The organism is Auraticoccus cholistanensis (genome assembly GCF_009742705.1).
Lineage (GTDB): Bacteria > Actinomycetota > Actinomycetes > Propionibacteriales > Propionibacteriaceae > Auraticoccus > Auraticoccus cholistanensis.
Window position 1 is genome coordinate 77,836 of record NZ_WPCU01000009.1, and the last position, 25,453, is coordinate 103,288.

General features: G+C 74.5%; 25 protein-coding genes and 1 riboswitch. Of the genes, 13 read left to right on the forward strand and 12 right to left on the reverse strand.

The annotated features are described in order from the left end of the window. Positions 1 to 227: 227 nt before the first annotated feature. Both GC722_RS13290 and GC722_RS13295 read left to right on the forward strand, forming a co-directional pair. The gene (locus GC722_RS13290) at positions 228 to 2,765 is read left to right on the forward strand and encodes an ATP-dependent Clp protease ATP-binding subunit (RefSeq protein ID WP_156610974.1); all 2,538 of its coding nucleotides are present in this window, start codon (positions 228 to 230) and stop codon (positions 2,763 to 2,765) included. Between the two features lie 108 nt (positions 2,766 to 2,873). Beyond that, positions 2,874 to 3,797 carry an EamA family transporter gene (locus GC722_RS13295; RefSeq protein ID WP_331714802.1) on the forward strand — a complete coding sequence of 308 codons (924 nt, stop codon included), beginning with the start codon at positions 2,874 to 2,876 and terminating at the stop codon, positions 3,795 to 3,797. On the opposite strand, the gene GC722_RS13300 is transcribed toward GC722_RS13295, so the two are convergent. Together GC722_RS13300 and GC722_RS13305 are read right to left on the reverse strand one after the other, a co-directional pair. Further along, a complete protein-coding gene (locus tag GC722_RS13300) occupies positions 3,757 to 4,392 on the reverse strand; it encodes a DUF4190 domain-containing protein (RefSeq protein WP_156610976.1) in 636 nt (211 codons plus the stop codon). The two genes, GC722_RS13295 and GC722_RS13300, sit on opposite strands and share 41 nt — an antisense overlap. 111 nt (positions 4,393 to 4,503) lie before the next feature. Further along, entirely contained in the window at positions 4,504 to 5,382 is an 879-nt protein-coding gene (locus GC722_RS13305; protein ID WP_331714803.1) for an HhH-GPD family protein, read from the reverse strand. A 75-nt stretch (positions 5,383 to 5,457) separates the two neighbouring features. Between GC722_RS13305 and GC722_RS13310 the strand changes: the two genes are divergently transcribed. Continuing rightward, positions 5,458 to 6,258: a hypothetical protein gene (locus GC722_RS13310; RefSeq protein WP_156610978.1), complete on the forward strand. Its 801-nt coding sequence runs from the start codon at positions 5,458 to 5,460 to the stop codon at positions 6,256 to 6,258. Between the two features lie 6 nt (positions 6,259 to 6,264). Here the strand turns inward: GC722_RS13310 and disA are convergent, their stop codons facing one another. Genes disA through GC722_RS13330 form a run of 4 tightly spaced genes read right to left on the reverse strand, consistent with a single transcriptional unit; the run spans position 6,265 to position 9,960 of the window. Next, positions 6,265 to 7,326, reverse strand: a complete 1,062-nt coding sequence (gene disA / locus GC722_RS13315) for a DNA integrity scanning diadenylate cyclase DisA (protein ID WP_331714804.1) — start codon at positions 7,324 to 7,326, stop codon at positions 6,265 to 6,267. A gap of 9 nt (positions 7,327 to 7,335) precedes the next feature. Next, positions 7,336 to 7,809, reverse strand: a complete 474-nt coding sequence (locus GC722_RS18515) for a ribosomal maturation YjgA family protein (RefSeq protein WP_156610980.1) — start codon at positions 7,807 to 7,809, stop codon at positions 7,336 to 7,338. Beyond that, positions 7,806 to 9,197 carry a DNA repair protein RadA gene (gene radA / locus GC722_RS13325; protein ID WP_156610982.1) on the reverse strand — a complete coding sequence of 464 codons (1,392 nt, stop codon included), beginning with the start codon at positions 9,195 to 9,197 and terminating at the stop codon, positions 7,806 to 7,808. The genes GC722_RS18515 and radA overlap by 4 nt, the downstream gene beginning before the upstream one ends. Before the next feature lie 31 nt (positions 9,198 to 9,228). Next, on the reverse strand, positions 9,229 to 9,960 hold the full coding sequence (locus GC722_RS13330; RefSeq protein WP_197430155.1) for an alpha/beta fold hydrolase: 732 nt from the start codon (positions 9,958 to 9,960) through the stop codon (positions 9,229 to 9,231). 101 nt (positions 9,961 to 10,061) lie between these two features. Here GC722_RS13330 and GC722_RS13335 point away from each other — a divergent pair, with 101 nt between their 5' ends. Beyond that, a complete protein-coding gene (locus GC722_RS13335; RefSeq protein ID WP_156610984.1) occupies positions 10,062 to 11,105 on the forward strand; it encodes an LLM class flavin-dependent oxidoreductase in 1,044 nt (347 codons plus the stop codon). 11 nt (positions 11,106 to 11,116) lie between these two features. Here GC722_RS13335 and GC722_RS13340 read toward each other — a convergent pair whose 3' ends face one another. Genes GC722_RS13340 through GC722_RS13355 form a run of 4 tightly spaced genes read right to left on the reverse strand, consistent with a single transcriptional unit; the run spans position 11,117 to position 14,451 of the window. Continuing rightward, positions 11,117 to 12,211, reverse strand: coding sequence for a histidinol-phosphate transaminase (locus GC722_RS13340; protein ID WP_156610986.1), 1,095 nt, complete (start codon positions 12,209 to 12,211; stop codon positions 11,117 to 11,119). Further along, positions 12,211 to 12,852 carry a VOC family protein gene (locus tag GC722_RS13345; protein WP_156610988.1) on the reverse strand — a complete coding sequence of 214 codons (642 nt, stop codon included), beginning with the start codon at positions 12,850 to 12,852 and terminating at the stop codon, positions 12,211 to 12,213. Before GC722_RS13345 ends, GC722_RS13340 begins: the two co-directional genes overlap by 1 nt. Positions 12,853 to 12,902: 50 nt before the next feature. Beyond that, a complete protein-coding gene (locus tag GC722_RS13350; protein ID WP_331714805.1) occupies positions 12,903 to 13,652 on the reverse strand; it encodes a hypothetical protein in 750 nt (249 codons plus the stop codon). Between the two features lie 40 nt (positions 13,653 to 13,692). Beyond that, on the reverse strand, positions 13,693 to 14,451 hold the full coding sequence (locus tag GC722_RS13355; protein ID WP_156610990.1) for a DedA family protein: 759 nt from the start codon (positions 14,449 to 14,451) through the stop codon (positions 13,693 to 13,695). 230 nt (positions 14,452 to 14,681) lie between these two features. On the opposite strand from GC722_RS13355, the gene GC722_RS13360 reads away from it, so the two are divergent. The 3 genes from GC722_RS13360 to GC722_RS13370 are packed head-to-tail and all read left to right on the forward strand — an operon-like array spanning position 14,682 to position 17,360. Then, positions 14,682 to 15,593, forward strand: coding sequence for a Ppx/GppA phosphatase family protein (locus GC722_RS13360; protein ID WP_156610992.1), 912 nt, complete (start codon positions 14,682 to 14,684; stop codon positions 15,591 to 15,593). A gap of 9 nt (positions 15,594 to 15,602) precedes the next feature. Further along, positions 15,603 to 16,412 (forward strand): sugar phosphate isomerase/epimerase family protein, encoded by an 810-nt coding sequence (locus GC722_RS13365; protein WP_331714806.1) that lies wholly within the window; start codon positions 15,603 to 15,605, stop codon positions 16,410 to 16,412. Between the two features lie 18 nt (positions 16,413 to 16,430). Further along, positions 16,431 to 17,360: a proline dehydrogenase family protein gene (locus tag GC722_RS13370; protein ID WP_156610993.1), complete on the forward strand. Its 930-nt coding sequence runs from the start codon at positions 16,431 to 16,433 to the stop codon at positions 17,358 to 17,360. Between the two features lie 42 nt (positions 17,361 to 17,402). Here the strand turns inward: GC722_RS13370 and GC722_RS13375 are convergent, their stop codons facing one another. After that, entirely contained in the window at positions 17,403 to 17,924 is a 522-nt protein-coding gene (locus GC722_RS13375; RefSeq protein WP_156610995.1) for a ferritin, read from the reverse strand. Between the two features lie 127 nt (positions 17,925 to 18,051). Here GC722_RS13375 and GC722_RS13380 point away from each other — a divergent pair, with 127 nt between their 5' ends. Then, entirely contained in the window at positions 18,052 to 18,855 is an 804-nt protein-coding gene (locus GC722_RS13380; RefSeq protein ID WP_156610997.1) for a CPBP family intramembrane glutamic endopeptidase, read from the forward strand. A gap of 81 nt (positions 18,856 to 18,936) precedes the next feature. Here the strand turns inward: GC722_RS13380 and metE are convergent, their stop codons facing one another. After that, a complete protein-coding gene (gene metE / locus GC722_RS13385; protein WP_156610999.1) occupies positions 18,937 to 21,315 on the reverse strand; it encodes a 5-methyltetrahydropteroyltriglutamate--homocysteine S-methyltransferase in 2,379 nt (792 codons plus the stop codon). 140 nt (positions 21,316 to 21,455) lie between these two features. Further along, positions 21,456 to 21,686, reverse strand: a riboswitch (cobalamin riboswitch). A gap of 81 nt (positions 21,687 to 21,767) precedes the next feature. Here metE and GC722_RS13390 point away from each other — a divergent pair. The 5 genes from GC722_RS13390 to GC722_RS13410 all read left to right on the forward strand — a co-directional run bounded on the left by GC722_RS13390 (position 21,768) and on the right by GC722_RS13410 (position 25,387). Beyond that, a complete protein-coding gene (locus GC722_RS13390) occupies positions 21,768 to 22,817 on the forward strand; it encodes an aspartate-semialdehyde dehydrogenase (protein ID WP_156611001.1) in 1,050 nt (349 codons plus the stop codon). After that, positions 22,814 to 23,653 carry a pyrroline-5-carboxylate reductase gene (proC, locus tag GC722_RS13395; RefSeq protein WP_331714807.1) on the forward strand — a complete coding sequence of 280 codons (840 nt, stop codon included), beginning with the start codon at positions 22,814 to 22,816 and terminating at the stop codon, positions 23,651 to 23,653. The genes GC722_RS13390 and proC overlap by 4 nt, the downstream gene beginning before the upstream one ends. A gap of 1 nt (position 23,654) precedes the next feature. Continuing rightward, positions 23,655 to 24,845: an acetoin utilization protein AcuC gene (locus tag GC722_RS13400; RefSeq protein WP_331714808.1), complete on the forward strand. Its 1,191-nt coding sequence runs from the start codon at positions 23,655 to 23,657 to the stop codon at positions 24,843 to 24,845. A gap of 108 nt (positions 24,846 to 24,953) precedes the next feature. Then, positions 24,954 to 25,190: a helix-turn-helix domain-containing protein gene (locus GC722_RS13405; protein ID WP_156611003.1), complete on the forward strand. Its 237-nt coding sequence runs from the start codon at positions 24,954 to 24,956 to the stop codon at positions 25,188 to 25,190. Between the two features lie 95 nt (positions 25,191 to 25,285). Then, a complete protein-coding gene (locus tag GC722_RS13410; protein ID WP_042842924.1) occupies positions 25,286 to 25,387 on the forward strand; it encodes a 30S ribosomal protein bS22 in 102 nt (33 codons plus the stop codon). Positions 25,388 to 25,453: the final 66 nt, after the last annotated feature.

The following is a 25,453-nucleotide window of genomic DNA, read 5'->3' on the forward strand; positions in this document are numbered from 1 at the left end:
GTCCGTCTGGTGGTCGGTGAGGGGTTGCGCCGACGGCGAACACGGCGGTGGAACATCCGCCGGGCTCCGCGCCGTTGAGGGAGCAGGACCGCACGGCGGCCCGCCTCCGGGGCGCCGACCCGACGGAGGACGGTGATCCGGCCGTGGTCCTGACTAGAGTTGAACCAGGTGCTGACCGGGGCCTACTCCCGACATCGGCCAGAACAGCACCGTGTGAGGAGATGGCAATGTTCGAACGCTTCACCGACCGAGCCCGCCGGGTCGTGGTGCTCGCCCAGGACGAGGCCCGCATGCTCAACCACAACTACATCGGCACCGAGCACATCCTGCTCGGGCTGATCCACGAGGGCGAGGGCGTCGCCGCGAAGGCGCTCGAGTCGCTCGGCATTTCCCTGGAAGCGGTTCGCGAAAAGGTCGAGGAAATCATCGGCCACGGCCAGCAGTCGCCCACGGGCCACATTCCCTTCACCCCTCGCGCCAAGAAGGTCCTCGAGCTGAGCCTGCGTGAGGCCCTGCAGATCAACCACACCTACATCGGCACCGAGCACATCCTGCTCGGCCTCATCCGCGAGGGCGAGGGCGTCGCCGCGCAGGTGCTGGTCAAGCTGGGTGCCGACCTCAACCGGGTCCGCAACCAGGTGCTGCAGCTGCTCAGCGGCTTCCAGGGCAAGGAGACCGCCAGCTCCGGTGCGCCGGAGTCGGGCTCGAGCACGCCGTCGTCCTCGACCGTCCTGGACCAGTTCGGGCGCAACCTCACCCAGGCCGCCCGCGAGAACAAGCTCGACCCGGTGATCGGTCGCGAGCCCGAGATCGAGCGCGTGATGACCGTGCTGTCGCGGCGCACCAAGAACAACCCGGTGCTGATCGGTGAGCCCGGGGTCGGCAAGACCGCGGTCGTCGAGGGCCTGAGCCAGGCGATCGTGCGCGGCGACGTGCCCGAGACCCTGCGCGACAAGCAGATCTACACCCTCGACCTGGGGTCGCTGGTGGCCGGCTCCCGGTACCGCGGTGACTTCGAGGAGCGCCTGAAGAAGGTGCTGAAGGAGATCCGCACCCGCGGGGACGTCGTGCTCTTCATCGACGAGATCCACACCCTGGTGGGTGCCGGTGCGGCCGAGGGCGCCATCGACGCGGCCTCGATCCTCAAGCCGATGCTGGCCCGCGGTGAGCTGCAGACCATCGGGGCCACCACCCTCGACGAGTACCGCAAGCACATCGAGAAGGACGCCGCGCTGGAGCGCCGCTTCCAGCCGATCCAGGTGGCCGAGCCGTCGATCGCGCACACGATCGACATCCTGCGGGGGCTGCGTGACCGCTACGAGGCCCACCACCGGATCACCATCACCGACGCGGCGCTGGCCTCGGCGGCGCAGATGGCCGACCGGTACGTGCAGGACCGCTTCCTGCCCGACAAGGCGATCGACCTGATCGACGAGGCGGGCGCCCGGCTGCGGATCCGCCGGATGACCGCTCCGCCGGACCTGCGCGAGTTCGACGAGAAGATCGCCGCCGTCCGGCTGGAGAAGGAGGCCGCGATCGACGCGCAGGACTTCGAGCGTGCCGCCAGTCTGCGCGACGACGAGAAGAAGCTGACCGCCGCGCGCGCCGAGAAGGAGGAGGCCTGGAAGGCCGGGGACACCGACGTGGTGGCCCAGGTCGACGAGGAGACCATCGCCGAGGTGCTGTCGTCGGCGACCGGGATCCCCGTGTTCAAGCTGACCGAGGAGGAGTCCTCGCGGCTGCTGAACATGGAGGCCGAGCTCGGCAAGCGCTACATCGGCCAGCACGACGCGGTCAAGGCGCTGTCCCGCTCGATCCGGCGCACCCGTGCCGGGCTGAAGGACCCCAAGCGTCCCAGCGGGTCGTTCATCTTCGCCGGCCCCTCGGGCGTCGGCAAGACCGAGCTGACGAAGGCGCTGACGGAGTTCCTCTTCGGTGACGAGGACGCCCTGATCTCCCTCGACATGTCGGAGTACAGCGAGAAGCACACCGCGTCGCGGCTGTTCGGCTCGCCCCCCGGCTACGTCGGCTACGAGGAGGGTGGCCAGCTGACCGAGAAGGTCCGCCGCAAGCCCTTCAGCGTGGTCCTCTTCGACGAGATCGAGAAGGCCCACCCCGACATCTTCAACTCGCTGCTCCAGATCCTGGACGAGGGTCGGCTGACCGACGCCCAGGGGCGCGTGGTCGACTTCAAGAACACCGTCATCGTGATGACCACGAACCTGGGCAGCCGCGACATCTCGCGCGGCGTCAACCTGGGCTTCACCCGCAGCGGTGACCAGGAGAGCGGCTACGAGAAGATGAAGAGCAAGGTGGCGGACGAGCTCAAGCAGCACTTCCGTCCCGAGTTCCTCAACCGCATCGACGAGATCGTGGTCTTCCACCAGCTCACGCAGGCCGACATCGAGCGGATCGTGGACCTGATGGTCGCCCAGATCGAGGAGCGGCTGAAGGACAAGGACATGGGTGTCGAGCTCACCCAGGCCGCCAAGGCGCTGATCGCCAAGCGGGGCTTCGACCCCGTGCTGGGTGCCCGTCCGCTGCGTCGGGCGCTGCAGCGCGACATCGAGGACCACATGGCCGAGAAGATCCTGTTCGGCGAGCTGAAGTCGGGCGAGATCGTCCTGGTCGACGTGGCCGAGGAGGGGTCGGAGGAGCCGTTCACCTTCACCGGTACGCCGCGCTCCAGCCTGCCGGACACGCCTCCGGTGGCGCTGGCCGCCGACGGCGCCGGCGAGGAGCCTGGCGAGGCCAACGCCTCCTGACCGTCGCTGGTCGACACGAAGGGCCCCGGGACGTCGTCCCGGGGCCCTTCGTCGTCCGGGGCCGGCCGGCCGGCGCCCGGGGCGCGGGCGGTGTGGCAGCATCGCCGGGTGACCCGCACCGAGCAGCCCGCCGACGGCCTGCTCGAGCGGGTGCCGGCCACCTGGCTGGTGCTCACCGGGGTCGTCTCGGTGCAGGTGGGGGCGGCGCTGGCCAAGGACCTGTTCAGCCAGGTGCCGCCCACCGCGATGGTGCTGCTGCGGCTGGCCACCGCGACGGCGGTGCTGCTGGCGGTGGCGAGGCCCCGGCTGCGCGGACGCACCCGGCGGGACTGGCTGGTGGTGCTGGCCTTCGGGCTGGCGCTGGCCGGGATGAACGTCGCGATCTACCAGTCCTTCGCCCGGATCCCGCTGGGGATGGCGGTCACCATCGAGTTCCTCGGCCCGCTGGCCGTGGCGGTCGTCGCCTCACGCCGACTCCGCGACGTGGTCTGGGTGGTGCTCGCGGGTGCGGGGGTGGCGCTGCTGGGCTTCGACCCCACCGGGCTGAGCGTCAGCGGCGTGCTCTACGCGCTCGCCGCCGCCGCCTGCTGGGCGGCCTACATCCTGTGCAGCGCCCGCACCGGACGCCGGTGGTCGGGGCTGTCGGGGCTGGCCGTGGCCAGCGTCGTGGGGCTGCTGCTGGTGGGCGGGCCGGCCGTCGCCGCGGCGGGCAGCACCCTGCTCCGTCCGGAGGTGCTGCTGCTGGGGGTGGCGGTCGGGGTGCTGTCCTCGGTGATCCCCTACAGCGCCGAGCTGTCGGCGCTGCGGCGGATGCCGCCCCGGGTGTTCGGGGTGCTGATGAGCCTGGAGCCGGCCGCGGCCGCGCTGGCGGCGCTGCTGCTGCTCGGGGAGGCGCTCACCGCGCTGCAGTGGCTGGCGCTGGCGTGCGTGGTGCTGGCCAGCGCCGGGGCCACCCGCTCCGCCACCCCTCGTCCCGCGTCCGTGCGAGGGGTCAGTACGAGGCCACGCCCATACCGAGGATGGCGACGATGATGATGACGTACACCACGAAGAACGCGACCATCAGGGCGAGGTAGGCGGTGCCGACGATGCCGAGCACCCACCCGACGGTGAGCATCCCGCCGTCCTTGTACTGACCCGGGTTCTGGCGCAGCTCCTTGCGGGCCTTGCTGCCCATGTACCAGGCGAAGGGACCCGTGACGCCGGCGAGCACGAGGCTGAGGATGCCCAGCACCAGCACGGTCACCGACTGCGGGTGGTCCGGCAGCACCGGGGCGTAGCCGTAGGGCTGGGCCGGGTAGCTCTGCATGCCGTAGCCCTGCTGGGGGGCGTAGGGGTCGGACGCGCTCTGCTGGCTGTAGCCGTAGGGGTCCGAGGCGCTCTGCGAGGACTGCGCGCTCCAGCCCTGGCTGTAGGGGTCGGAGGCGGTCTGCGACGGCTGCGAGCCCCAGGACTGGCTGTAGGGGTCGGAGCCGGAGGGCTGCTGGCCGTAGGAGGGCTGCTGTCCCCAGGACTGGCCCTGAGGGTCCGCCGCGCTGCCGGAGGAACCGGCGCCGTAGCCCGGACCACCGGAGCCGTAGCCCTGCTGGTCACCGGAGTAGGGGCCCGAGGTGGGCGGCTGGGACATGGTGCTGGCTCCTCGTCGTGGTCGGTCCTCCCATGGTGGCACGACGGGAGGTCGCCGGGCACCTCGGCGAGCGCTGCCGGGGACCGGGGAGGTGGGGCCGCCCGGTGGGGCTCAGCCGGGCAGGCCCACGCGGCCCTCCGTCTCCTCGGCGAGCCCGTCGGCCAGCAGCCCCGCCAGGGCCCGGGCGGCCTGCGCCGGGTCGGGCCAGCCCGCCACCAGGGTCTCGCGTGCCAGCGGCTCCTCCGTGTCCCGCAGACTGGCCAGCAGCGCCCCGCGGCACTGCCGGTCGGTGCCGTGCCAGGCCTGCCCGCGGCGGGGCGGGCCGTCCCAGGCCGGGTGGCCCAGGGCCCGCCAGCGGCAGAGGTCCTGCACCGGGCAGCGGGGGCAGTCCGGGTTGCGCGCGGTGCACACCAGCGCCCCCAGCTCCATGGACGAGGCCGCCCACTCCGCGGCCTCGGCGGGCTGCTGCGGGAGCAGGGCGGCCGCGCGGGCCCGCTCGGCGGCCGTGGGTGCCGGGTCGGGGTGGGCGCGCCCGTCCAGCGTCCGGGCCAGCACGCGGCGCACGTTGGTGTCGAGCACCACGTGCCGCTGCCGGTGGGCGAAGCTCAGCACCGCCGCCGCCGTGTAGCTGCCCACGCCGGGGAGCGCGAGCAGCGCCGCCAGCTCGGTGGGCACCACGCCGCCGTGGCGCTCGGTGATGGCGACCGCGGCGGCGTGCAGCCGGACCGCCCGGCGGGGGTAGCCCAGCCGTCCCCAGGCCCGGATCGCCTCCGACACCGGGGCGTCGGCCAGGGCGGCGGGTTCGGGCCAGCGCGCCACCCACTGCCGCCACGGCTCGAGCACGCGGGCCACCGGCGTCTGCTGCAGCATGAACTCGCTGACCATCACCGCCCAGGCCCCGACCCCGGGGTGGCGCCAGGGCAGGTCGCGTGCCGCCGTGGGGAACCACTCGCGGGTCCGCCGGACCAGCTCGCTCTCGGTGCCCACCACGCCGGCCACCCTAATCTCCGCGCCACGCCGCGCGGGCGCCCGGGATCCGCCGGCCGGACACCTAGGCTCGCGCCCATGAGCGCTGTCCTGCACCCGGTGGGACCAGAGGAGCCGCGCACCTACTGGGTGCGCCGGGCCACGGTGCTCGCGGTCGTGCTGGTGGTGGTGCTGGTGGCCGTCTGGGCCTTCAAGCCTGGCGGGTCCGACGTGCAGGCCGTCCCCGCCGCCACCCCGACGCCCGGGGCGACGGCGGACGCAGCCGAGCCCGGCGCCACACCCTCGGCCACCCGCAGCCCCGCGCCCTCCCCCTCCCCGACCGCCCCGCCGACCCCGACCGCCACCGCGACCTCGAGCGCCACGTCGACGGCGTCGTCGAGCCCCACCGCGGGACCGAGCAGGACCCCGGAGCCGAGCCCGACCGCCGAGCGCGAGGAGAGCCCCGCGGCCGAGGAGGAGCGGGACGAGGACGCCCGGAAGAAGCCGGCGGAGCCGGTGGCCTGCGTCAGCGAGGACCTGCGCGTCACGCTCACCGGCTCGAGCCGGGCCCGGATCGGCGAGGACCACGAGCTCGAGCTCTCGGTGATCAACGGCACCGGCACCAGCTGCGAGCTGGCCGTCGACGGCGACAGCTTCGAGCTGCGGATCTACTCCGGCGCCGACCGGATCTGGACCACCGACCACTGCGCCCGCTGGGTGCCGGAGAAGACGGTGACGCTGGAGCCGGAGGAGGCCCACGCCTGGTCGATGACCTGGCCCGGGGCCCGCAGCCGCGAGGACTGCGAGCTGTCGGAGACGCCGCTGCGGCCCGGCACCTACGTGGCCACGGCCGTCTACCAGAAGGCCAAGCCGGTCCAGCTCGTGATGACCCTGGGCTGAGCCCGCTCAGCCCAGCCGCTCGGTGTAGGCCGCCTCGGCCACCCGGATGAGCCCGTCGCGGATCATCCGCGCCCGCTGCTCACCGACGCCCTCGACCTCCTGCAGCTCGGCCTTGGAGGCGCTGAACAGCGCCTGCAGCCCGCCGAAGTGCTCCAGCAGCCGTTCGCCCAGGGCACCGGGCAGCCGCTGGATCTGGGCCAGCTGGCGGAACCCGCGCGGGGTCAGCCGGCGGTCGAGGTGGTCCTCGGTCGAGAACCCCACCACCCTTGCCACGGTCAGCGGCTCCAGCAGCTCGGCGGTGGGGATGTCGTGCAGGGCCGCCACCTGCAGCGGCGGGCCGTCCGCGCTGCTGTAGTCGCGCTCCAGCAGCGCGGCGACCTCCGAGGCCGAGCCGTCCAGCTCACGGACCTGCAGCTCGAGCAGCCGGCCGTCGGTGCCCAGGCTGAGCACGTAGTCGTCCAGCTCCTGCTGCAGCCGGCGCACCATCTCCAGCCGCTGCATCACCAGCACGACGTCCTTGACCGTGACCTGGTCCTGCACCTCCAGCGAGGACAGCTGGGTGAGCAGCGTCCACAGCCGCTCGCTGTAGCGCTCCAGGGTCTGCAGCGCCTGGCCCGCCTGGCCCAGGATCACCTGCGAGGGCTCCACGGGGTGGCGGCCGTCGCTGAGGAAGAGCGCGATGGTGGCCATCGAGGCCGACACCGTCACGGCCGGGACCTCGGTCTGGCGCGCCACCCGGTCCGCGGTGCGGTGCCGGGTGCCCGTCTCCAGGGTCTCGATACGGGCGTCCGGCATGAGCTGCACGCCGGCGGCCACGATCCGGCTGAGGTCGCTGCTCAGCACCACCGCGCCGTCCATCTTCGACAGCTCGCGCAGCGCCATCGGGGTGAAGGGGGTGTCGAGGGAGAACCCGCCGGTGGAGACCTGCTCGACCGCCCGGTTGCTGCCCAGCACCACCAGCGCGCCGGTGCGTCCGCGCAGCACCCGCTCCAGGCCGTCCCGCAGCGGGGTCCCCGGCGCCACCAGCGCACGGAAGCGCCGCAGCTGGACGTCCGGGTCGGGGCTCACGCAGCCACCCTAGTGGGGCCCGGGCCCGCTCCCGGGGCCGGAGGTGCCGCCGTCCCGCACCGCGGCGACGGCCCCCGCCGGGCGGGGCAGCAGGGCCAGCAGCAGCCCGCCCAGCACCGAGCCCAGCAGGCACCACAGCAGATCCCAGCCGCTGAAGGTGCTGCCCAGCAGCAGCCGCAGCGCCGGGACCTGCTCCGAGAGCCGGGCGGGCACGCCGGTCAGCTGCAGCAGCTCCAGCAGCACCCCCACGGTCGCCGCCGCCACCGCGCAGGTGGCGGGGCGGGCCGCCGGCACCAGCAGGGCGACCAGCAGCACCCAGGCGCAGGCGTAGAGCACGCCGCCGGCCAGGTCGACCAGCCCGGAGCCGTCGCGGACCAGCTGCAGCGCCGCGCCGGCGGCGACCACGGCGAGCAGGGACCCCAGCAGGACGGGCCGGGGAGGCCGTCGCCGCGCGGGGGCGTCCCTCGCCGGGGCGGTGGTCACCGCGGCCCGGGGCGCTCGGCCGGCGTCTGCAGGGCGGCCAGCGCCCCGCTGAGGGTCATCGCGTGCCGCACGGACAGCCCGGGGCGCTTGGCGCCGCCGGAGGGCGCGGGGGCGGGGGAGGGCGGCAGCACCGCCGTCCGGAAGCCCAGCCGGGCGGCCTCGGCCACCCGCCGCTCGGGGGAGGGGATCCGCCGCAGCTCGCCGGCCAGCCCGACCTCGCCGAGGGCGATCAGCCCCGTGGGCACCGGGTCGTTGGTGGCGGCGGAGGCGACCGCCAGCGCGATGGCCAGGTCGGCGCCCGGGTCGGACACCTTGGCCCCGCCGACCGTGGAGACGTAGACGTCGCGGTTGCTCAGCCGGATGCCGCAGCGCCGCTCCAGCACCGCCAGGATCATCGACACCCGCGGCCCCTCGAGGCCGTGGGTGGTGCGGCGCGGCACCTGCAGCGCCGAGGGTGCGACGAGGGCCTGGATCTCGGCCAGCAGCGGGCGGCGGCCCTCCATGGTGACGGTGATGCAGGTGCCCGGCACCGGGTCGGCGTGCTGGGAGGTGAACAGCCCCGACGGGTCGGCGACCTCGACGATGCCCTGCTCGGCCATCTCGAAGCAGCCAACCTCGTCGGCCGGGCCGAAGCGGTTCTTGGTGGCCCGCACCATCCGGAAGCCGGAGTGCCGGTCGCCCTCGAAGGCCAGCACCACGTCGACCAGGTGCTCCAGCAGCCGGGGCCCGGCGATGGCGCCGTCCTTGGTGACGTGGCCGACGATGACCACGGCCATGCCGCGCCGTTTGGCCACCCGGACCAGGGCCGCCGTCACCTCGCGCACCTGGGTGACGCCGCCGGGGGAGCCCTCAGCCTCCGCCGCCCCCACCGTCTGCACCGAGTCGAGCACCATCAGCGAGGGGGAGACCTCCTCGATGTGGCCGAGGATGGTGCCCAGGTCGGTCTCGGCCGCCAGGTAGAGCTCGTCGGCCAGCGCCCCCGTGCGGCCCGCCCGCAGCCGCACCTGGGCGGCGGACTCCTCGCCGGTGACGTAGAGGGTGCGCCGCCCGGCGGCGGCCCAGCGGGCCGCGACCTCCAGCAGCAGGGTCGACTTGCCGACGCCGGGCTCGCCGGCCAGCAGGGCCACCGCGCCGGGGACCAGCCCGTCGCCCAGCACCCGGTCGAGCTCCCCGATGCCGGTCAGCGTCCGGGTGGCGGCGTCGGCGGCGACCGCCGCGATGGGCACGGCCTTGGCCGCCGGCACCGAGCTCTGCACCGCCGCCAGCTTCGGCGCGCCCTGCTCGGCCACCGAGCCCCAGGTCTGGCACTCACCGCACCGGCCCACCCACCGCACGCTCGTCCAGCCGCACTCGGTGCAGCTGAACGCCGGTCTGCTCGCTCTGGCCATGGCGCACACGCTAGGCCAGCCCGCCGACAGTTCAGGCCAGCCAGCCGGCGACCCGGTCGGCGAACCAGCCCGGCGCCTGCAGCGGCACCCCGTGGCCGCAGCCGGGGACGACCTCGAGCTCGCCGTGCGGGGCTGCTGCGGCCAGGTCGCGGGCCGAGGCCTGCAGCAGCCGTCGCTCTCGCGCTCCCACCAGCACCAGCACCCGCCCCGGGTAGCGCGACCAGGCGGGCGGCGGGACGAAGGCGAGGTTGGCCCCGACCGCGGCGACCAGGTCGGTCCGGCTGGTGGTCACGGAGGTGGTGAGGTAGTCCGCCAGCAGGTCCGGGGGCACGGCCAGCGCCCGCGCCTGCAGCTGGGCGAACCAGCGGCGACGCGCCAGCGGGGCGGTGAGCCCCACCAGCCGCAGCGCGGCGCCGGCGAACCGCATCGGGCGGGCCTGGGCGCTGACCACCACGACCTGCTCGACCAGCCCGGGGTGCTGGGCCGCCAGCAGCACGGCCAGCTGGCCGCCGAGGGAGAACCCGACCACGGCGACGGGACCCGCCCCGGACCCCAGCAGCGCCGCCACGGCGTCCACCGTGTGCTGGGAGGAGCGGTAGGGCTCGCCGGCGCTGCGGCCGTGGCCCGGCAGGTCGGGGACGATCACCCGGTGGCTGGTGGCCAGCCGTCGGGCCGCCGGGCGCCACATCCAGCCGGCGACCCCGCCGCCGTGCAGCAGCAGCATCCGCGGGGCCGCCGGGGGGCCGCTCTCCTCGACGTGCACCCGCACACCATGCCAGAGCGGGATCCCGGACGGCGCGGGGAACAAGGACGGACCGCCGGACGCTAGGGTGGTTGACAGTTCAACCATCAGGAGGTCCCGTCATGAGCCAGCCCGTCACCGCCCAGGTCCAGCTCGGGCTGGACACCTTCGGCGACGTCACCGTGGACGCCGCCGGCCGGCGCCGTTCGCACGCCCAGGTGGTCCGCGAGGTGGTCGAGCAGGGCGTGGTCGCCGACCGCGTCGGCGTCGACGCCTTCGGTGTGGGGGAGCACCACCGCGACGACTACGCGGTCTCCGCCCCCGACGTCGTGCTGGCCGCCATCGCCGCCCGCACCGAGCGGATCCTGGTCGGCACGGCCGTCACCGTGCTCAGCTCCGACGACCCGGTGCGGGTCTACGAGCGCTTCGCCACCCTCGACGCCATCTCCTCCGGCCGCGCCGAGATCACCCTGGGCCGCGGCTCCTTCACCGAGTCCTTCCCGCTGTTCGGGCTCGACCTGGCCGACTACGAGGTGCTGTTCAGCGAGAAGCTGGACCTGTTCGCCGCGCTGCGGGGCGAGGGCCGGGTCCGCTGGCAGGGCACCACGCGCCCGCCGCTGGACGCGGAGGTGTTCCCCAAGACCGAGCGCGGGACGCTGCCGGCCTGGATCGGCGTCGGCGGCTCCCCGGAGTCGGTGGTGCGCGCGGCCCGCTACGGCATCCCGATGATGCTGGCCGTCATCGGCGGGCAGCCGGAGCGCTTCGTCCCCTACGCCGACCTGTACCGGCGGGCGCTGGCCGAGCTCGGCCAGCCCGAGCTGCCGCTGGGCGTCCACTCGCCCGGCTTCGTCGCCGACACCGACGAGGAGGCCCGTGAGCTGATGTTCCCCCACTTCAAGGCCAACCGGGACCGCATCGGGCGCGAGCGGGGCTGGGGCCCGACCAGCCGCGCCCAGTTCGAGGCCGAGGCCGACACCGGCGCGGTCTTCGTCGGGTCCCCCGAGACGGTGGCGCAGAAGATCGCCCGCACCGTCGGCCAGCTGGGGCTCAGCCGCTTCGACCTGAAGTACAGCAACGGGCCGATGCCGCACGAGCAGCTGGTCCACGCCATCGAGCTGTACGGCACCCGCGTCATCCCGCGCGTCCGCGAGCTGCTGGCCGGCTGAGCCCCGGCCGGTCAGCGCAGGCCGGCGGCGACCTCGAGCACCCGGGCGTTCGCCTCCGGCTCGCCGACGCTGATCCGCAGGCCGGCGGCGGCCAGCTCGGCCGGCGAGGTGCCGGTCGGAGTGAACGGACGGACGGTCAGCGCCGCCTGCTCGAACGCCCCGGCCCACTCCGCCGTGCGGCTGCCGGCGGGCAGCCAGACGAAGTTGGCCTGGGTGTCGGGCACCGGGTGGCCGGCCCCGCGCAACCCGGTCAGCAGCTCGGTGCGGGCGGCGACCAGCGCGTCCACCCGCGCCAGCAGCTCCTGCTCCGCCTCCAGCGAGGCGAGCACGGCCGCCTGGGCCACCGAGGACACGCCGAAGGGCAGCGTCACCGCCCGGACGGCCTCGGCCAGCCCGGGCTCGCTGACGCTGAAGCCGACCCGGAAGCCGGCCAGCCCGTAGGCCTTGGAGAAGGTGCGCAGCACCACCACGTTGGCGAACTCGGCCAGCAGGTCCAGCCCGCGGGCGGCGTCGTCGTCGCGGACGAACTCCACGTAGGCCTCGTCCACGACCACCATCACCTCCGGCGGCACCCGCCGGCAGAACCGCACCAGCTCGTCGTGGGTGACCACCGGACCGGTCGGGTTGTTGGGGGTGCAGACCAGCACCGCGCGGGTGCGGTCGGTGATCGCGGCGGCCATCGCGTCGAGGTCGTGGCGGGCGTCGGCGGTGAGCGGCACCGGCACCCCCACCGCGCCGGGGAGCTGGACCGCGATCGGGTAGGCCTCGAAGGAGCGCCAGGCGTGCACGACCTCGTCCCCGGGCTCGCACACCGTCTGCAGCAGCTGGTACAGCACCGCGACCGAGCCGGTGCCGAAGACGACCTGCTCGGCGTCCACCCCCAGGCGGGCCGCCACCCCCTCGGCGATGGCGGAGTTGCCCGCGTCGGGGTAGCGGTTCATGCTCCGGGCGGCGGCCTCGACGGCGGCCATCACGCCCGGCAGCGGCGGGAACGGGTTCTCGTTGCTGGACAGCTTGTACGGCGTCAGCCCGGGACGGGCCTGCGGCGGACGTCCCGCGCGGTAGGCCGGCAGCCCGGCGACGACCGGCCGGATCCGCACCGCCATCAGATGGTGACCTGTCCGCGGGGGGTGTCGAAGGTGGCCGAGGCCAGCCCCGGCTGACCGGAGGGGTGGTGCCAGCGCAGCGGCAGCCCCGGCATCAGCTCGGTGGCCTCACCGCCCAGCCACTCCCGCAGCCGGTCGGGGCTGCCGGCCAGCTGGATCGAGACGAGCTCGACGGGGGAGTCCATCGCCGACGGCCGCTCGGACTCGGGGCTGGTCCACTCGACGAAGAAGGGCAGCTGCGGGTCGCTCTGCAGCCCGCGGACGCCGAGCTGGCGCCACTGCAGCACCGAGCCGTCGGGCTGCACCCGGCGGCCGTCCACGGCCGGGCGTCCGAGCCGGTCCTCGAAGGTGGCCATCAGTTCGTCGTCGAGGGCGATCACCCAGCCGAGCCAGCCGCCGCCCTGCTCGGAGCGCGTCCGCACCGCCTGGCCGAACGGCGCCTTCTCCGCGGCCGGGTGGTCGAGCACCTCCACGACCTCGAGGTAGCGCGGTCCGGCGAGCGGGATGATCCGGTTGCGGGTGCCGAAGCGGGGGTGGAAGCCCCCGTCCAGGGAGTCCACCCCGAGCTGGCTGGCGAGACGGTCGGCGCAGGCGAGCAGTCCTTCGGGGCCGCAGGCGAACGAGAGGTGGTCGACGTGCATGGTCAGCCATTGTGGTCGGAGGTGCTTCCGTCCTGGCGCTGAGGGTCGCCTTACCTGTCCGGGCGCGCGCTGGCCGGGTGCGGCAGCAGGCCCTCGGCCCGTTCGCACAGCTCCACCAGTACCCCGTAGGCCGCGGGGCCCATCAGCGCGGTCAGCTCCACGGCGGCCGTGCGGTACAGCGGATCCGGAGCGACGTGGGCCTCGGTGTTGGAGGTGCAGTACCAGTCCAGGTCGTGCCCGCCGGCGCCCCAGCCCTCGCGGACGTACTCATCGATGGTGACCTCGAGGTACTCGGTGTCGTCGTTGCGCTGCACGGTGCGGTAGCGGCGCCGGATCGGCAGCTGCCAGCAGACGTCCGGCTTCGTCTCGGTGACGGGCGTGCCGGTCCGCAGCGACAGCAGGTGGAGCGCGCAGCCGGCGCCGGCGGGGAACCCGGGCCGGTTGAGGAAGACGCAGGCGCCGTCGGCCACGGCCGTCTTGCGCTCCCCGTCCTCCTCCTCGACCCAGTCCGACCCGTGGTGCTGCCACAGCTCGGGGGTCAGCCGGGCGACGTGGCGTCCTACCCGCGCCTCGTCGTCGTCGTCGCTGAAGTGCGCCCCCAGCGTGCAGCAGCCGTCGTCGGGCCGGTCGGCGTAGATGCCGGGGCAGCCACCGGTCGGGGTGCCGCCCGCGGTGGAGCCGAACAGGCACTGCCAGCGCGAGGTCAGCCAGGTCAGGTCGCACCGGAACACCTGGCCGGGGTCGTCGGGGTCGACGAACTCGGCCCAGGCGCGCGGGAACGGCAGCATCACCTCGGGCACCGCACCAGCCTAGGCCGGAGGAGGGGGTCCTCGGCGCCGCTCAGTCGGTGGGGGCGTCGGCGGGCGTCCTGGTCTGCGCGGAGGTCCGGCGGGCGGAGAGGAAGGCCACCACGACGACCAGACCGAGGCTGACCCACAGCGCGTGCTCGTCGACCAGCAGCACCACGTCGACCGCGTGCTGGCCGAGCCCGTAGCCGAGCCCGGTGACCAGGCCCACCATGAGCAGGGCGCCGATCGCGTCGAAGAGCAGGAAGGTGCCCAGCCGCATCCGGTTCAGCCCGGCCAGGCAGTAGACCGCCGCCGCGGGGATCCCCGGCAGCGCCCCGGCCACGACGGCCAGCCGCACCAGCCACGGGTTCGCCGTCCGCAGCCGCTCGACGAGGCGGGCGGCGCGGTCGCCGGGGGCGAAGAGGGCGATCACCCGGGCGCCCCAGCGGCGGCCGGCGAGCCAGAACAGCCAGTCGAGCTTGATCATGCCCACCACTCCGGCGACCACGACCAGCCACAGCTGCGCCTCACCCACCCGGGCGAAGGCGGCGCCCGCGCCGACGGCGGACAGGCTGCCGGTGGCCAGCTCCAGCAGCACCGGGTGGCTGGCCAGCAGGAAGGGGCGGAACGGGATGGTCAGCGCCATCAGCGCCGTGACCCCCAGCAGGGTGATCACCAGCGCCTTGTCCCCACGGCTCGCCCTGCCCTGCCAGGGCAGCACGTCGCGCCAGTCCGCGGGGGCGGGTCGGTGGGCCGGGGGCTGACCGTCCTGGTCCGGCACGGCGGGCGTCGGCTGCTGCGGGGACGTCATGGCTCCATCGTGCCCGCCGGGTGGGCCGGGCCCCGGTGCTCGCGCTCACCGGACCCGGTGCCCGGCTCACGGCGGCCGCATGACGGACGTCACGGCCGGCGGCGGGAGAAAACCCGCACGACCTGCACCCGGTGCGGGCCGGGGCCGCGCGGTGGCGGGCCGGGCGACCCGCCCCCGCACCGGTCGTGCGACTTTTCTCCCGCCGGCCCGGCGAGCACTAGGTTGGCGCCATGCGACTGGGAGTGCTCGACGTCGGCTCCAACACCGTGCACCTGCTGGTGGTGGACGCCCGGGCCGGACGCCCACCCGTACCGGCCACCTCGCACTCCCGGGAGCTGCGGCTCGCCGAGCACATGGACGGCTCGGCCGTCTCGGAGCGGGGCATCCAGACCCTGGTGGAGACCGTCCGCGAGTGCCAGCAGATCGCCGAGCGGACCGGCTGCGCCCGCATGCTGCCCTTCGTCACCAGCGCGCTGCGCGAGGCCGACAACTGCGACGAGGTGATCGAGCAGGTCCGCCGCTCGACGGGGGTGGAGCTGGAGGTGCTGTCCGGCACCGACGAGGCCCGCTGGACGTTCCTGGCCGCCCGGCGCTGGCTGGGCTGGTCGGCCGGCAGCCTGGCCGTGCTCGACATCGGCGGCGGCTCGCTCGAGCTGGCCGCCGGCCGCGACGAGTACCCCGACGTCGCGCTGTCGGTCCCGGTCGGCGCCGGGCGGATGTCACGCCGCTTCGCCGGGCAGGACGTGAGCGCCATGCGCACCCACGTCCGCGCCCAGATCGGCGACGTCATCGGCGAGGTGCTGCGGGTCGGGCCGTTCGAGCGCGCCGTCGGCACCTCCAAGACCTTCCGCTCGCTGGCCCGCATCACCGGGGCGGCGCCCCGCTCGGAGGGTCCCTACGTGCCGCGCCGGCTGAAGCTGGCCGACGTCAGCGACTGGGTGGACCGGCTGGCGGGGATGAAGCCGGAGAAGCGCGCCTCCCTGCCGGGTGTCTCGGAGGGCCGTTCGACCCAGATCCTGGCCGGTGCGGTGGTGGCCGAGGCGGCCATGGAGCTGGGCGGGTTCGACCTCATCGACATCTGCCCGTGGGCGCTGCGCGAGGGCGTGATCCTCAACTACCTCGACCACCTGAACGGCGACTAGGGTGCACGCGTGAGCGCCCCAGGCCAGCCCGCCCGCCGTCCGTGCGTGGCGCTGTCGACCTCCTCGGTGTACCCGGAGTCGACCGCGAGCGGGTTCGAGCTGGCGGGCCGGCTCGGCTACGACGCCGTCGAGGTGATGGTGGGCATCGACCCGGTGGCCGCCGACCTGGACGCGGTGGAGAAGCTGCGCGACTTCCACCAGGTCCCCGTGGTGTCGGTGCACGCGCCCACCCTGCTCGTCACCCAGCGCACCTGGGGCTCCGACCCCTGGGAGAAGCTCGAGCGCTCCGCCCAGGCGGCCGTCCGGCTGGGCGCCGACGTGGTCGTGGTGCACCCGCCGTTCCGCTGGCAGCGCGGGTACGCCTCGGACTTCGAGAACGGCGTGCGCCGGCTCAACGAGGAGACCGGCGTCCGCTTCTGCGTGGAGAACATGTACCCCTGGCGCACCCCCGCGGGCGGGGAGTTCAAGGCCTACATGCCCGGCTGGGACCCCACCGAGCTCGACTACGACTTCCTCACCCTCGACCTCAGCCACGCCTCCACCGCCCGGGTGCAGTCGCTGGAGCTGGCCAAGCAGTGGGGCGACCGGCTGCAGCACGTCCACCTCACCGACGGCCGCGGGTCGTTCAAGGACGAGCACCTCAAGCCCGGCTACGGCGACCAGCAGGCCGCCGAGCTGCTGGAGTACCTGCGCACCAGCGGCTACACCGGCCACGTCGTGCTGGAGGTCAACTCCCGCGGCTCCGGCTCGCGCGCCCAGCGCGAGATCGACCTCGCCGAGTCGCTGGCCTTCACCCGGGTACACCTGGGCCAGTCCTGACCCGAGGAGGAAGACGCGATGCTGCGCACGGTGCTGCTGAGGGCCGCCGGTAACGAGCGGATCAAGGACGCGGCGCTGGCCGTCCCGCTGACCCGCGCGGTCGTGGAGCGCTTCATCGCCGGCGAGACCGCCGAGGACGCCCTGGCCGCCGCCCGCCGGCTCACCGACGACGGGCTGCTGGTCACGGTCGACCACCTCGGCGAGCACACCCGCGAGCGGGCCGCCGCCGAGCGGGTCACCGTGGCCTACCTCGAGCTGCTGCAGGCCGTCCGCACCGCCGGGCTGGGCCCGCAGGTCGAGGTGTCGGTGAAGCTCAGCGCGCTCGGCCAGCTGCTGCCCGGCGACGGCGAGTCGGTGGCGGTCGAGCAGGCCCGGCTGATCTGCGCCGCGGCCCGCAACGCCGGCACCACGGTGACGGTCGACATGGAGGACCACACCACCACCGCCTCGACGCTGGCGGTCGTGGAGGAGCTGCGCCAGGACTTCCCCCAGACGGGGGCGGTGCTGCAGGCGAACCTGCGCCGCACGGAGGCCGACTGCGAGCGGCTGGCCCACTCCGGCTCGCGGGTGCGGCTGTGCAAGGGCGCCTACGCCTCGCCCGAGGAGGTGGCCTACCGCCCCGGTGCGGAGGTCGACCTGTCCTACGTGCGCTGCCTGCGGGTGCTGATGGAGGGGCTGGGCTACCCGATGGTGGCCACCCACGACCCGCGGCTGGTGGCCATCGCCCAGGACCTGGCCAACCGCAACCACCGCGAGCCCGGCTCCTGGGAGCTGCAGATGCTGCACGGCATCCGCCCCGAGGAGCAGCGCCGGCTGGTGGCGGCCGGGCACCAGGTCCGGGTGTACCTGCCCTACGGCACCGACTGGTACGGCTACATGGTGCGGCGGATGGCCGAGAAGCCGGCCAACCTGGCGCTGTTCCTGCGCGGGCTCACCAGCCGCCGCTGAGCCGGCCCTCCCCGACGGAGGAGGACCGGCCCGGCTCGCCGCTCAGGCGCCGGCGACCGGCGGGGCGGTGGGGTCCTCGGCCTCGCCGCCGTGCTCGCGGGCGACCCAGTCCTCGACGGCCTCGATGTCCTTGGCGCGGGTGACCACGGTCAGCAGGTCGCTCATGGTGGCGACCTCCTCGACCTGCTCCTTGATGAACCACTGCATGAACTGCTCCGCGGCGAAGTCGTTCTCCTCCCGCGCGGTGCGGGTGAGGGCGTGGATCTGCTCGGTGACCCGCCGCTCCTGGGCCAGCGCCAGGGCGACCGGCTCGACCACGTCGGCGAAGGTGGACTGCGGTGCGGCGACCCCGGGGATCTGCACGGGGGCGTCGGTGTCGAGCAGGAAGCGGACCATCATCATGGCGTGGCTGCGCTCCTCCATCGCCTGGGCGTAGAAGAAGGCCGCCATCTGCGGCATGGTCAGCGCGTCGTAGTGAACGGCGCAGGCGACGTACTGCTGGTGGGCGGCGAACTCGTGGCCGATCTGCTCGTTCAGCTGGTCGGTGAAACGGGTGGCGGTCATGGTCGGCAATCTAGTGAGGGGCCGCAGCGGCCTGCCAGCAAGAGAAGGCTCGCCGAACCCGCACCCGCTGCCCGGCGGCGGGCCGCGGCCGGCTCGGGCCGCGGGGCCGCGTGGTACAACCGTCGGCATGGCCGAACAGCTCCCCGCGACGGCGGACGGTCCCGGCAGCCGCACCGGGGACGCGGCCCGTCCCCGCTGGGGGCTGGAGGTGCTGGTGGTGCTCGGCGTCTCGCTGGGCTCGTCGGCGGTCTACTCGGTGCTCAGCCTGGTCGAGAAGCTGACCCGCGACGTCCCGCTCGACCAGCAGACCACCACGATGAACTCCTCGGCCACGCCCGACCGGCCCTGGCTGGACCTGGCCTACCAGCTGGCCAACAACGTCTTCCTGGTCGCGCCGGTGTTCCTCGTGCTCTACCTGCTGCACCTGCGGCCGGGGGTGGGCGGGCGGCGGTGGATGGGTCTCGACGCCCGTCACCCGCTCCGCGACGCCGCCGTCGGCCTCGGCATCGCCGCCGGCATCGGCATCCCCGGTCTGGGGTTCTACCTGCTGGCCCGCGAGCTGGGCCTGAACACCTCCGTCGCCCCGGCCAACCTCACCGACGTCTGGTGGGCGGTCCCGGTGCTGGTGCTGGCCGCGGTGGCCAACGGCGCGCTGGAGGAGATCGTGATGGTCGGCTACCTCTTCGGCCGGCTCCGCGACCTGCGCTGGTCCTGGACGGCGGTGGTGGTCGTCTCGGCCCTGGTCCGCGGCAGCTACCACCTCTACCAGGGCTTCGGCGGCTTCGCCGGCAACGTGCTGATGGGGCTGCTGCTCGGGCTGGTCTTCCTGCGCTGGCGGCGGGTCTGGCCGCTGGTGGTCGCCCACTCCCTGCTCGACGTCGGCGCCTTCGTCGGCTACACGCTGCTGGCCCCGCTGGTGTCCTGGCTCTGAGGCCGCGACCAGGAGGTGTCCATGGCGTGGCGCCGGCGCGCTGAGGGCGTCGGCGCCACGCCATGGACAGGTTCCGGCGGCTCAGCCGGCGGCCAGCCGCTCCCGGACCACCCCGGCGGCCTCGACCAGCACGCGCAGCGCCGGCTCCACCTCGGCGTAGCCGCGGGTCTTCAGCCCGCAGTCGGGGTTGACCCACAGCCGCTCGGCCGGGACGCCGCCGGCCAGGGCCAGCTCGAGGGAGGCCACGACGTCGGCGACGGTGGGCACCCGCGGGGAGTGGATGTCCCACACGCCCGGTCCGACGGCGTGGGGGTAGCGGGCCTCGCGCAGGTCGGCCACCACCTCCATCCGCGACCGCGCCGCCTCCAGGCTGATGACGTCGGCGTCGAGGGCGATGATCGCCTCCAGCACCTCGCCGAACTCGGCGTAGCACATGTGGGTGTGCACCTGCGTGCCGGCGTCGACCCCGGCGGTGGTGAGCAGGAAGGCCCGCACCGCCCAGTCCAGGTACCCCTCCCGGGCGGCGCGGCGCAGCGGCAGCGTCTCGCGCAGCGCGGGCTCGTCGACCTGGATGACCGCGATGCCGGCCCGTTCCAGGTCCTGCACCTCCTCCCGCAGCGCCAGCGCCACCTGGGTGGCCGTCTCGGCCGGGGTCAGGTCGTCACGGCCGAAGGACCAGGCGAGCATGGTCACCGGCCCGGTCAGCATCCCCTTCACCGGCCGGGAGGTGAGCTGCTGGGCGTAGCGGCTCCACTCCACCGTCATCGGCGCCGGCCTCGAGACGTCGCCGACCACCACCGGCGGGCGGACGTAGCGCGAGCCGTAGGACTGCACCCAGCCCTCCTCGGTGGTGAGGAAACCGTCCAGCTGCTCGGCGAAGTACTGCACCATGTCGTTGCGCTCGGGCTCGCCGTGCACCAGGACGTCCAGGCCCAGCTCCTCCTGCAGGGCCACCACCCGCTCCACCTCCGCGCGCATCGCCGCCTGGTAGCCGGCCGGGTCGAGCTCGCCGCGCCGCAGCCCGGCCCGGGCCCGGCGCACCTCCTCGGTCTGCGGGAAGGAGCCGATCGTGGTGGTCGGCAGCAGCGGCAGGCCGAGCCGCTGCTGCTGGCTGCGACGCCGCTCCTCGGCCGTCCCGCGGCGGCGGGTGTCGGCCGCGCCGACCGCCGCGACGCGCTCGCGGACGTCCGGGCGCACCGTCAGCGGGGACGTCCGCAGCGCCGACCGGGCGGCCGCGTCGTCGGCGACGGCCCCGGCCACCGCCTCCCGGCCGCGGCGAAGACCGTCGGCCAGCAGCGCCACCTCCGCCAGCTTCTGGCGGGCGAAGGCGAGGCAGCGCGCCACCCCCGGGTCCAGCGAGGTCTCCGCGGCCAGGTCGAGCGGCACGTGCAGCAGCGAGCAGGAGGCGGAGACGTCGAGCGAGCCGACCAGCCCCCCGAGCTCGGTCAGCACGTCCAGCGCGGCGGCCAGGTCGGTGCGCCAGACGTTGCGGCCGTCCACCACCCCGGCCAGCAGCCGCTTGCCGGCCAGGTCGTGGCCGGCGGCGCGCAGCGCGGCCAGGTTGGCCGCCCGCGTGCCGGAGCCCGGTGCCGCGGACAGGTCGACCGCCAGCCCCTCGACCGGCAGCCCGGCCAGCACCGGCGCGGCCTCGCCCAGCGCGCCGAAGTAGGTGGCGACCAGCAGCCGGGGCCGTGACGGCGTCGCGGCCAGCGCGGTCCAGACCTCACGGACCCGCTCGAGCAGCCCGGCCGGCTGGTCGAGCACCAGCACCGGCTCGTCCACCTGCACCCACTCCGCGCCGGCGCCGGCCAGGGCGGTGAGCAGCTCGGCGTAGACCGGCACGAGCCGGTCGAGCAGGGTCAGCGGGTCGAAGTCCGAGCCCGGCTCGTCGGCCTTGGCCAGCGACAGGTAGCTGACCGGCCCCAGCACCACCGGCCGTGCCGCCAGGCCCAGCTCGCGGGCCTCGCCGACCTGGCGCAGCAGGTCCTCGGCGTGCAGCGCGAAGCGGGTGCCGGGCCCCAGCTCGGGCACCAGGTAGTGGTAGTTGGTGTCGAACCACTTGGTCATCTCCAGCGGCGGCTGGGAGTCGGTGCCCCGTGCCAGCGCGAACTGCCGGGCCAGCCGCCCCGCCGGGTCGTCCCCGGCGGGCAGGTCGGTGAAGCGCGCGGGGGTGGCGCCGAGCAGCAGGGTGGTGTCGAGCACGTGGTCGTAGTAGCTGAAGTCGCCCACCGGCACCTCGGTGAGCCCGGCGGAGGCCATCTCCTGCCACCGGTCGCGGCGCAGCTCGGCGCCCACGGCCAGCAGCTCCTCGGCGCTGGTGCGCCCCCGCCAGTGGCCCTCGACGGCCCGCTTCAGCCGTCGTCCGGGGCCCTGCCGCGGGTAGCCCAGCACGGTGGCGCCGGTCGGCGACCCGCCGCGGCCGGGCGGCGGGGGAGTGGTGGTGGTGTGGGGATCGGTCATGGGTGCTCTCCTTCGCGAGTCACCTGTCGACCCGGAGGCGGGCAGCACCGGTCGCCCGCCGGCGCCCGGTCCAGCTCGGGAGCGCACCGCGGGTCCCGGCCCCGACCGTCCTCCGCGGTCTGGCCAGCTGCTCCGGCGGTCGCCGGAGCAGGTCGTTGGCAGGTCTTCGGACTCGTGGGCGCGGGCCCGGGGGCCCTCCTACTGGCCGTCGCTTCCCAGGCCCACCCTTCTCGGGCGGGGTGCTCCCAGTGCGTGGTGACGGCGGTCGTTCCCACATACCGCTGCGGGGCAGTCCCGGATTCGCACCGGGTTCCCTCTTGCCCCCGGCGCCCGGCGGACCGGGCGTCGGGACCAGCGACGTCGTCACTGTAGGCAGCCCGGCCCCGGCGGCGGGCCCGGACCAGCGCTCGGACGTGGCCACGACCGGTGGTGCCGGGACCTAGGGTGGGTGCATGCGCGTAGGAGTCTTCGGAGCGACGGGCCAGGTCGGCGGCGTGATGCGCACGCTGCTCGACGAGCGCGGCTTCGACATCAGTGAGATCCGGTTCTTCGCCTCGGCCCGCTCGGCCGGCACGAAGCTGCCCTGGAAGGGCGGCGAGGTCGTCGTCGAGGACACCGCCACGGCCGACCTGGGCGGGCTCGACATCGCCCTGTTCTCGGCCGGCAAGACGTCCTCCCTGCAGTACGCCCCCGCGGTGGCCGCCGAGGGCGCCGTCGTCATCGACAACTCCTCCGCCTGGCGGATGGACCCCGACGTGCCGCTGGTGGTGTCGGAGGTCAACGGCGAGGACATCGCCCGCACCCCCAAGGGCATCATCGCCAACCCCAACTGCACCACCATGGCCGCCATGCCGGTGCTGCAGCCGCTGCACCGCGCCGCCGGGCTGCGCCGGCTCGTGGTGACCACCTACCAGGCCGTCTCCGGCTCCGGCGGCGCCGGGGTGAGCGAGCTGGCCGAGCAGGTGTCGGCCGCCGGGGACGCCCGCGGGCTGGCGTTCCGCGGCGACGCCGTGGCGCTGCCCGCCCCGCACAAGTACGTCAAGAACATCGCCTACAACGTGGTGCCGCTGGCCGGCGCCCTGGTCGACGACGGCAGCGGCGAGACCGACGAGGAGCAGAAGCTCCGCAACGAGTCCCGCAAGATCCTGCACATCCCCGACCTGCTGGTGGCCGGGACCTGCGTGCGGGTGCCCGTCTACACCGGCCACTCGCTGTCGGTGCACGCCGAGTTCGAGCGCGACCTCAGCCCCGAGCAGGCCACCGAGCTGCTGCGCGACGCCCCCGGCGTCGAGCTCAGCGACGTGCCCACGCCGCTGGACGCCGCCGGCGCGGACCCCTCGCTGGTGGGGCGCATCCGCGCCGACCGGTCCGCCCCGGAGGGCAAGGGGCTGGCGCTCTTCATCAGCAACGACAACCTCCGCAAGGGGGCCGCGCTCAACGCGGTGCAGATCGCCGAGCTGGTCGCCGAGCGGCTGTCCAGCGGCCTGGCCGGAGCCCGGTGAGCGGAGCCGACCCCACCGCGGCCGCGGTGCGCCGCGGGGCACGGCTGGCGATCCTGGGCGCCGGCGTGATGGGGGAGACCCTGCTCGCCGGGCTGCTGCGGGCCGGCTGGTCGGCCGACGACGTGGTGGTCACCGACCGCCGCCCCGAGCGCTGCCAGGAGCTGGTGGCGCGCTACGGCGTCGGTGTGGCCGGCAACGCCGACGCCGTCGAGGGCGCCGAGACCGTGGTCGTGGTGGTCAAGCCGCAGGACCTGGACGACCTGCTGGACGAGATCGGCCCCCGGCTGGCCGACGGCGTCCTGCTGGTCTCGCTGTGCGCCGGCGTCACCACCGCCCGGATCGAGTCCCGCGTCGGCCCCGGCGTCGCGGTGGTGCGGGTGATGCCGAACACCCCCGCCCAGGTCTCGCAGGGGATGGCTGCCATCTCCGCCGGCGCGCACGCCTCGGCCGACGACCTCGCCCGGGTGCACACCATGCTGGCCGCCACCGGCCGGGTGGTCACCGTCCCCGAGCGCTACCAGGACGCCGTCACCGCCATCTCCGGCTCCGGGCCGGCCTACCTGTTCTACGTGGTGGAGTCGATGATCGAGGCCGGGGTGCAGCTCGGGCTGCCGCGCGACACCTCCACCGAGCTGGTGGTGCAGACCATGCTCGGCTCGGCCACCCTGCTCAGCCAGACCGGCGGGCACCCCACCGAGCTGCGCGAGATGGTGACGTCCCCGGGCGGGACGACCGCCGCCGCCGTCCGCACCCTGGAGCAGCACGGCGTCCGGGCCGCGTTCATGGCCGCGATCGAGGCCGCCCGCGACCGCTCCCAGCTGCTGTCGGGGGAGTGACGTGGCGGCGGACGGCTCGCAGCAGCCGGGCACCCAGGCGGGGCGGGCGACGGCGCGGGTGGTCCACGGCGAGGCGCTGACCCGCTACGACTTCGGGCCGGCGCACCCGATGTCGCCGGGCCGGGTCCGGCTCGCGATGTCGCTGGCCGAGGCGCTGGGCGTGCTGGAGCACCTGCAGGTGGTCGAGCCCGAGCCCGCCGTGGACGAGCTGCTGTCGCTGGTCCACGACGCCGACTACATCGAGGCGGTCCGCCGCCAGGAGACCGCGCCCGCCTACGGCATCGGCACCACCGACAACCCGCTGGTCGAGGGGATGCACGAGCGGGCCAGCCAGGTGTGCACCGCCACCGTCCAGGCCGCCCGCAGCGTCTGGTCGGGGGAGGTCCGCGCCGCGGCCAACATCAGCGGCGGGCTGCACCACGCGATGCCGTCGTGCACCAGCGGGTTCTGCGTCTACAACGACCCGGCGGTGGGGATCCGCTGGCTGCAGCGCAACGGCGCCCGGCGCATCGCCTACATCGACCTGGACGCCCACCACGGCGACGGCGTCCAGGAGGTCTTCTGGGACGACCCCGACGTCCTCACCGTCAGCCTGCACGAGTCGCCGATGCACCTCTTCCCCGGCACCGGCTTCGCCACCGAGGTGGGCGGTGCCTCGGCGCGGGGGTCGGCGGTCAACGTCGCGCTCCCGCCCGGCACCGGGGACGCCGGCTGGCTGCGCGCCTTCGACGCCGTCGTCCCGGCGGTGGTGCGGGCCTTCGGGCCCGACATCGTCGTCAGCCAGCACGGCTGCGACACCCACCGCACCGACCCGCTGACCGACCTCGAGCTCACCGTGGACGGGATGCTGGCCTCCTACCGGATGGTGCACGCCCTCGCCGAGGAGCTCACCGAGGGCCGCTGGGTCGCCGTCGGCGGCGGCGGGTACTCCCCGCTGCAGGGCGTCGCGCGGGCCTGGACCCACCTCCTCGGCGTCCTCTCCGGCCACCCCGTCCCGACGGCGACCGAGATCCCGACCTCGTGGCGGGAGCCCTTCGACGACCTCGCCCCGGCCACCATGGGCGACGGCTCCGACGCCTCCTTCACCCCCTTCGCCCAGGGGATGGACCCGGAGTCGGCCGTCGACCAGGCCATCCAGGCCACCCGTCGGGCCGTCTTCCCCGAGCTGGGTCTCGACCCGGACCCGTACTGACCGGTCGGTCCACGGATCTCCCCGTTTCCCTACCACGGGCTTGCAGCAGCCACTACGCTTCCGAGCACCCAGGAGCCGCGACCGGTGCGGCCGGGCACCGGAGCGGACATGGACCCACGAGCTGACCAGCCCGACGACGCGGCACCCTCGCCGCTGGACCCGCTCGCCCGTCAGCAGCTGCTGACCGTGGCCGAGGTGGCCGACCTGATGCGGGTGTCCAAGATGTCGGTGTACCGGATGATCCACGGCGGCGAGCTCGAGGCGGTCCGCTTCGGGCGCAGCTTCCGGGTCCCCACCGAGGCCGTCAACAGCTACCTGCGCAGCGCCTACTTCCGCGCCGGCTGAGCCCTGGGCGGCGGGCGCGATTCGCGCTGGTGCGCGGGCTCCGAGTAGGATCCGAGGGTTTCCCGGCTTGTCGAGTTCAGAAGAGGTACGTGTTCGTGGGATCTGTCATCAAGAAGCGCCGCAAGCGGATGGCGAAGAAGAAGCACCGCAAGCTCCTCAAGCGCACCCGCATCCAGCGCCGCCGCGCCGGCAAGTGAGCTGAGCCGCAGGCCGGCCCCGTCTCCGGGCGGGGCCTTCGCCGTGCCCCGGCGCCCCGCCGACTC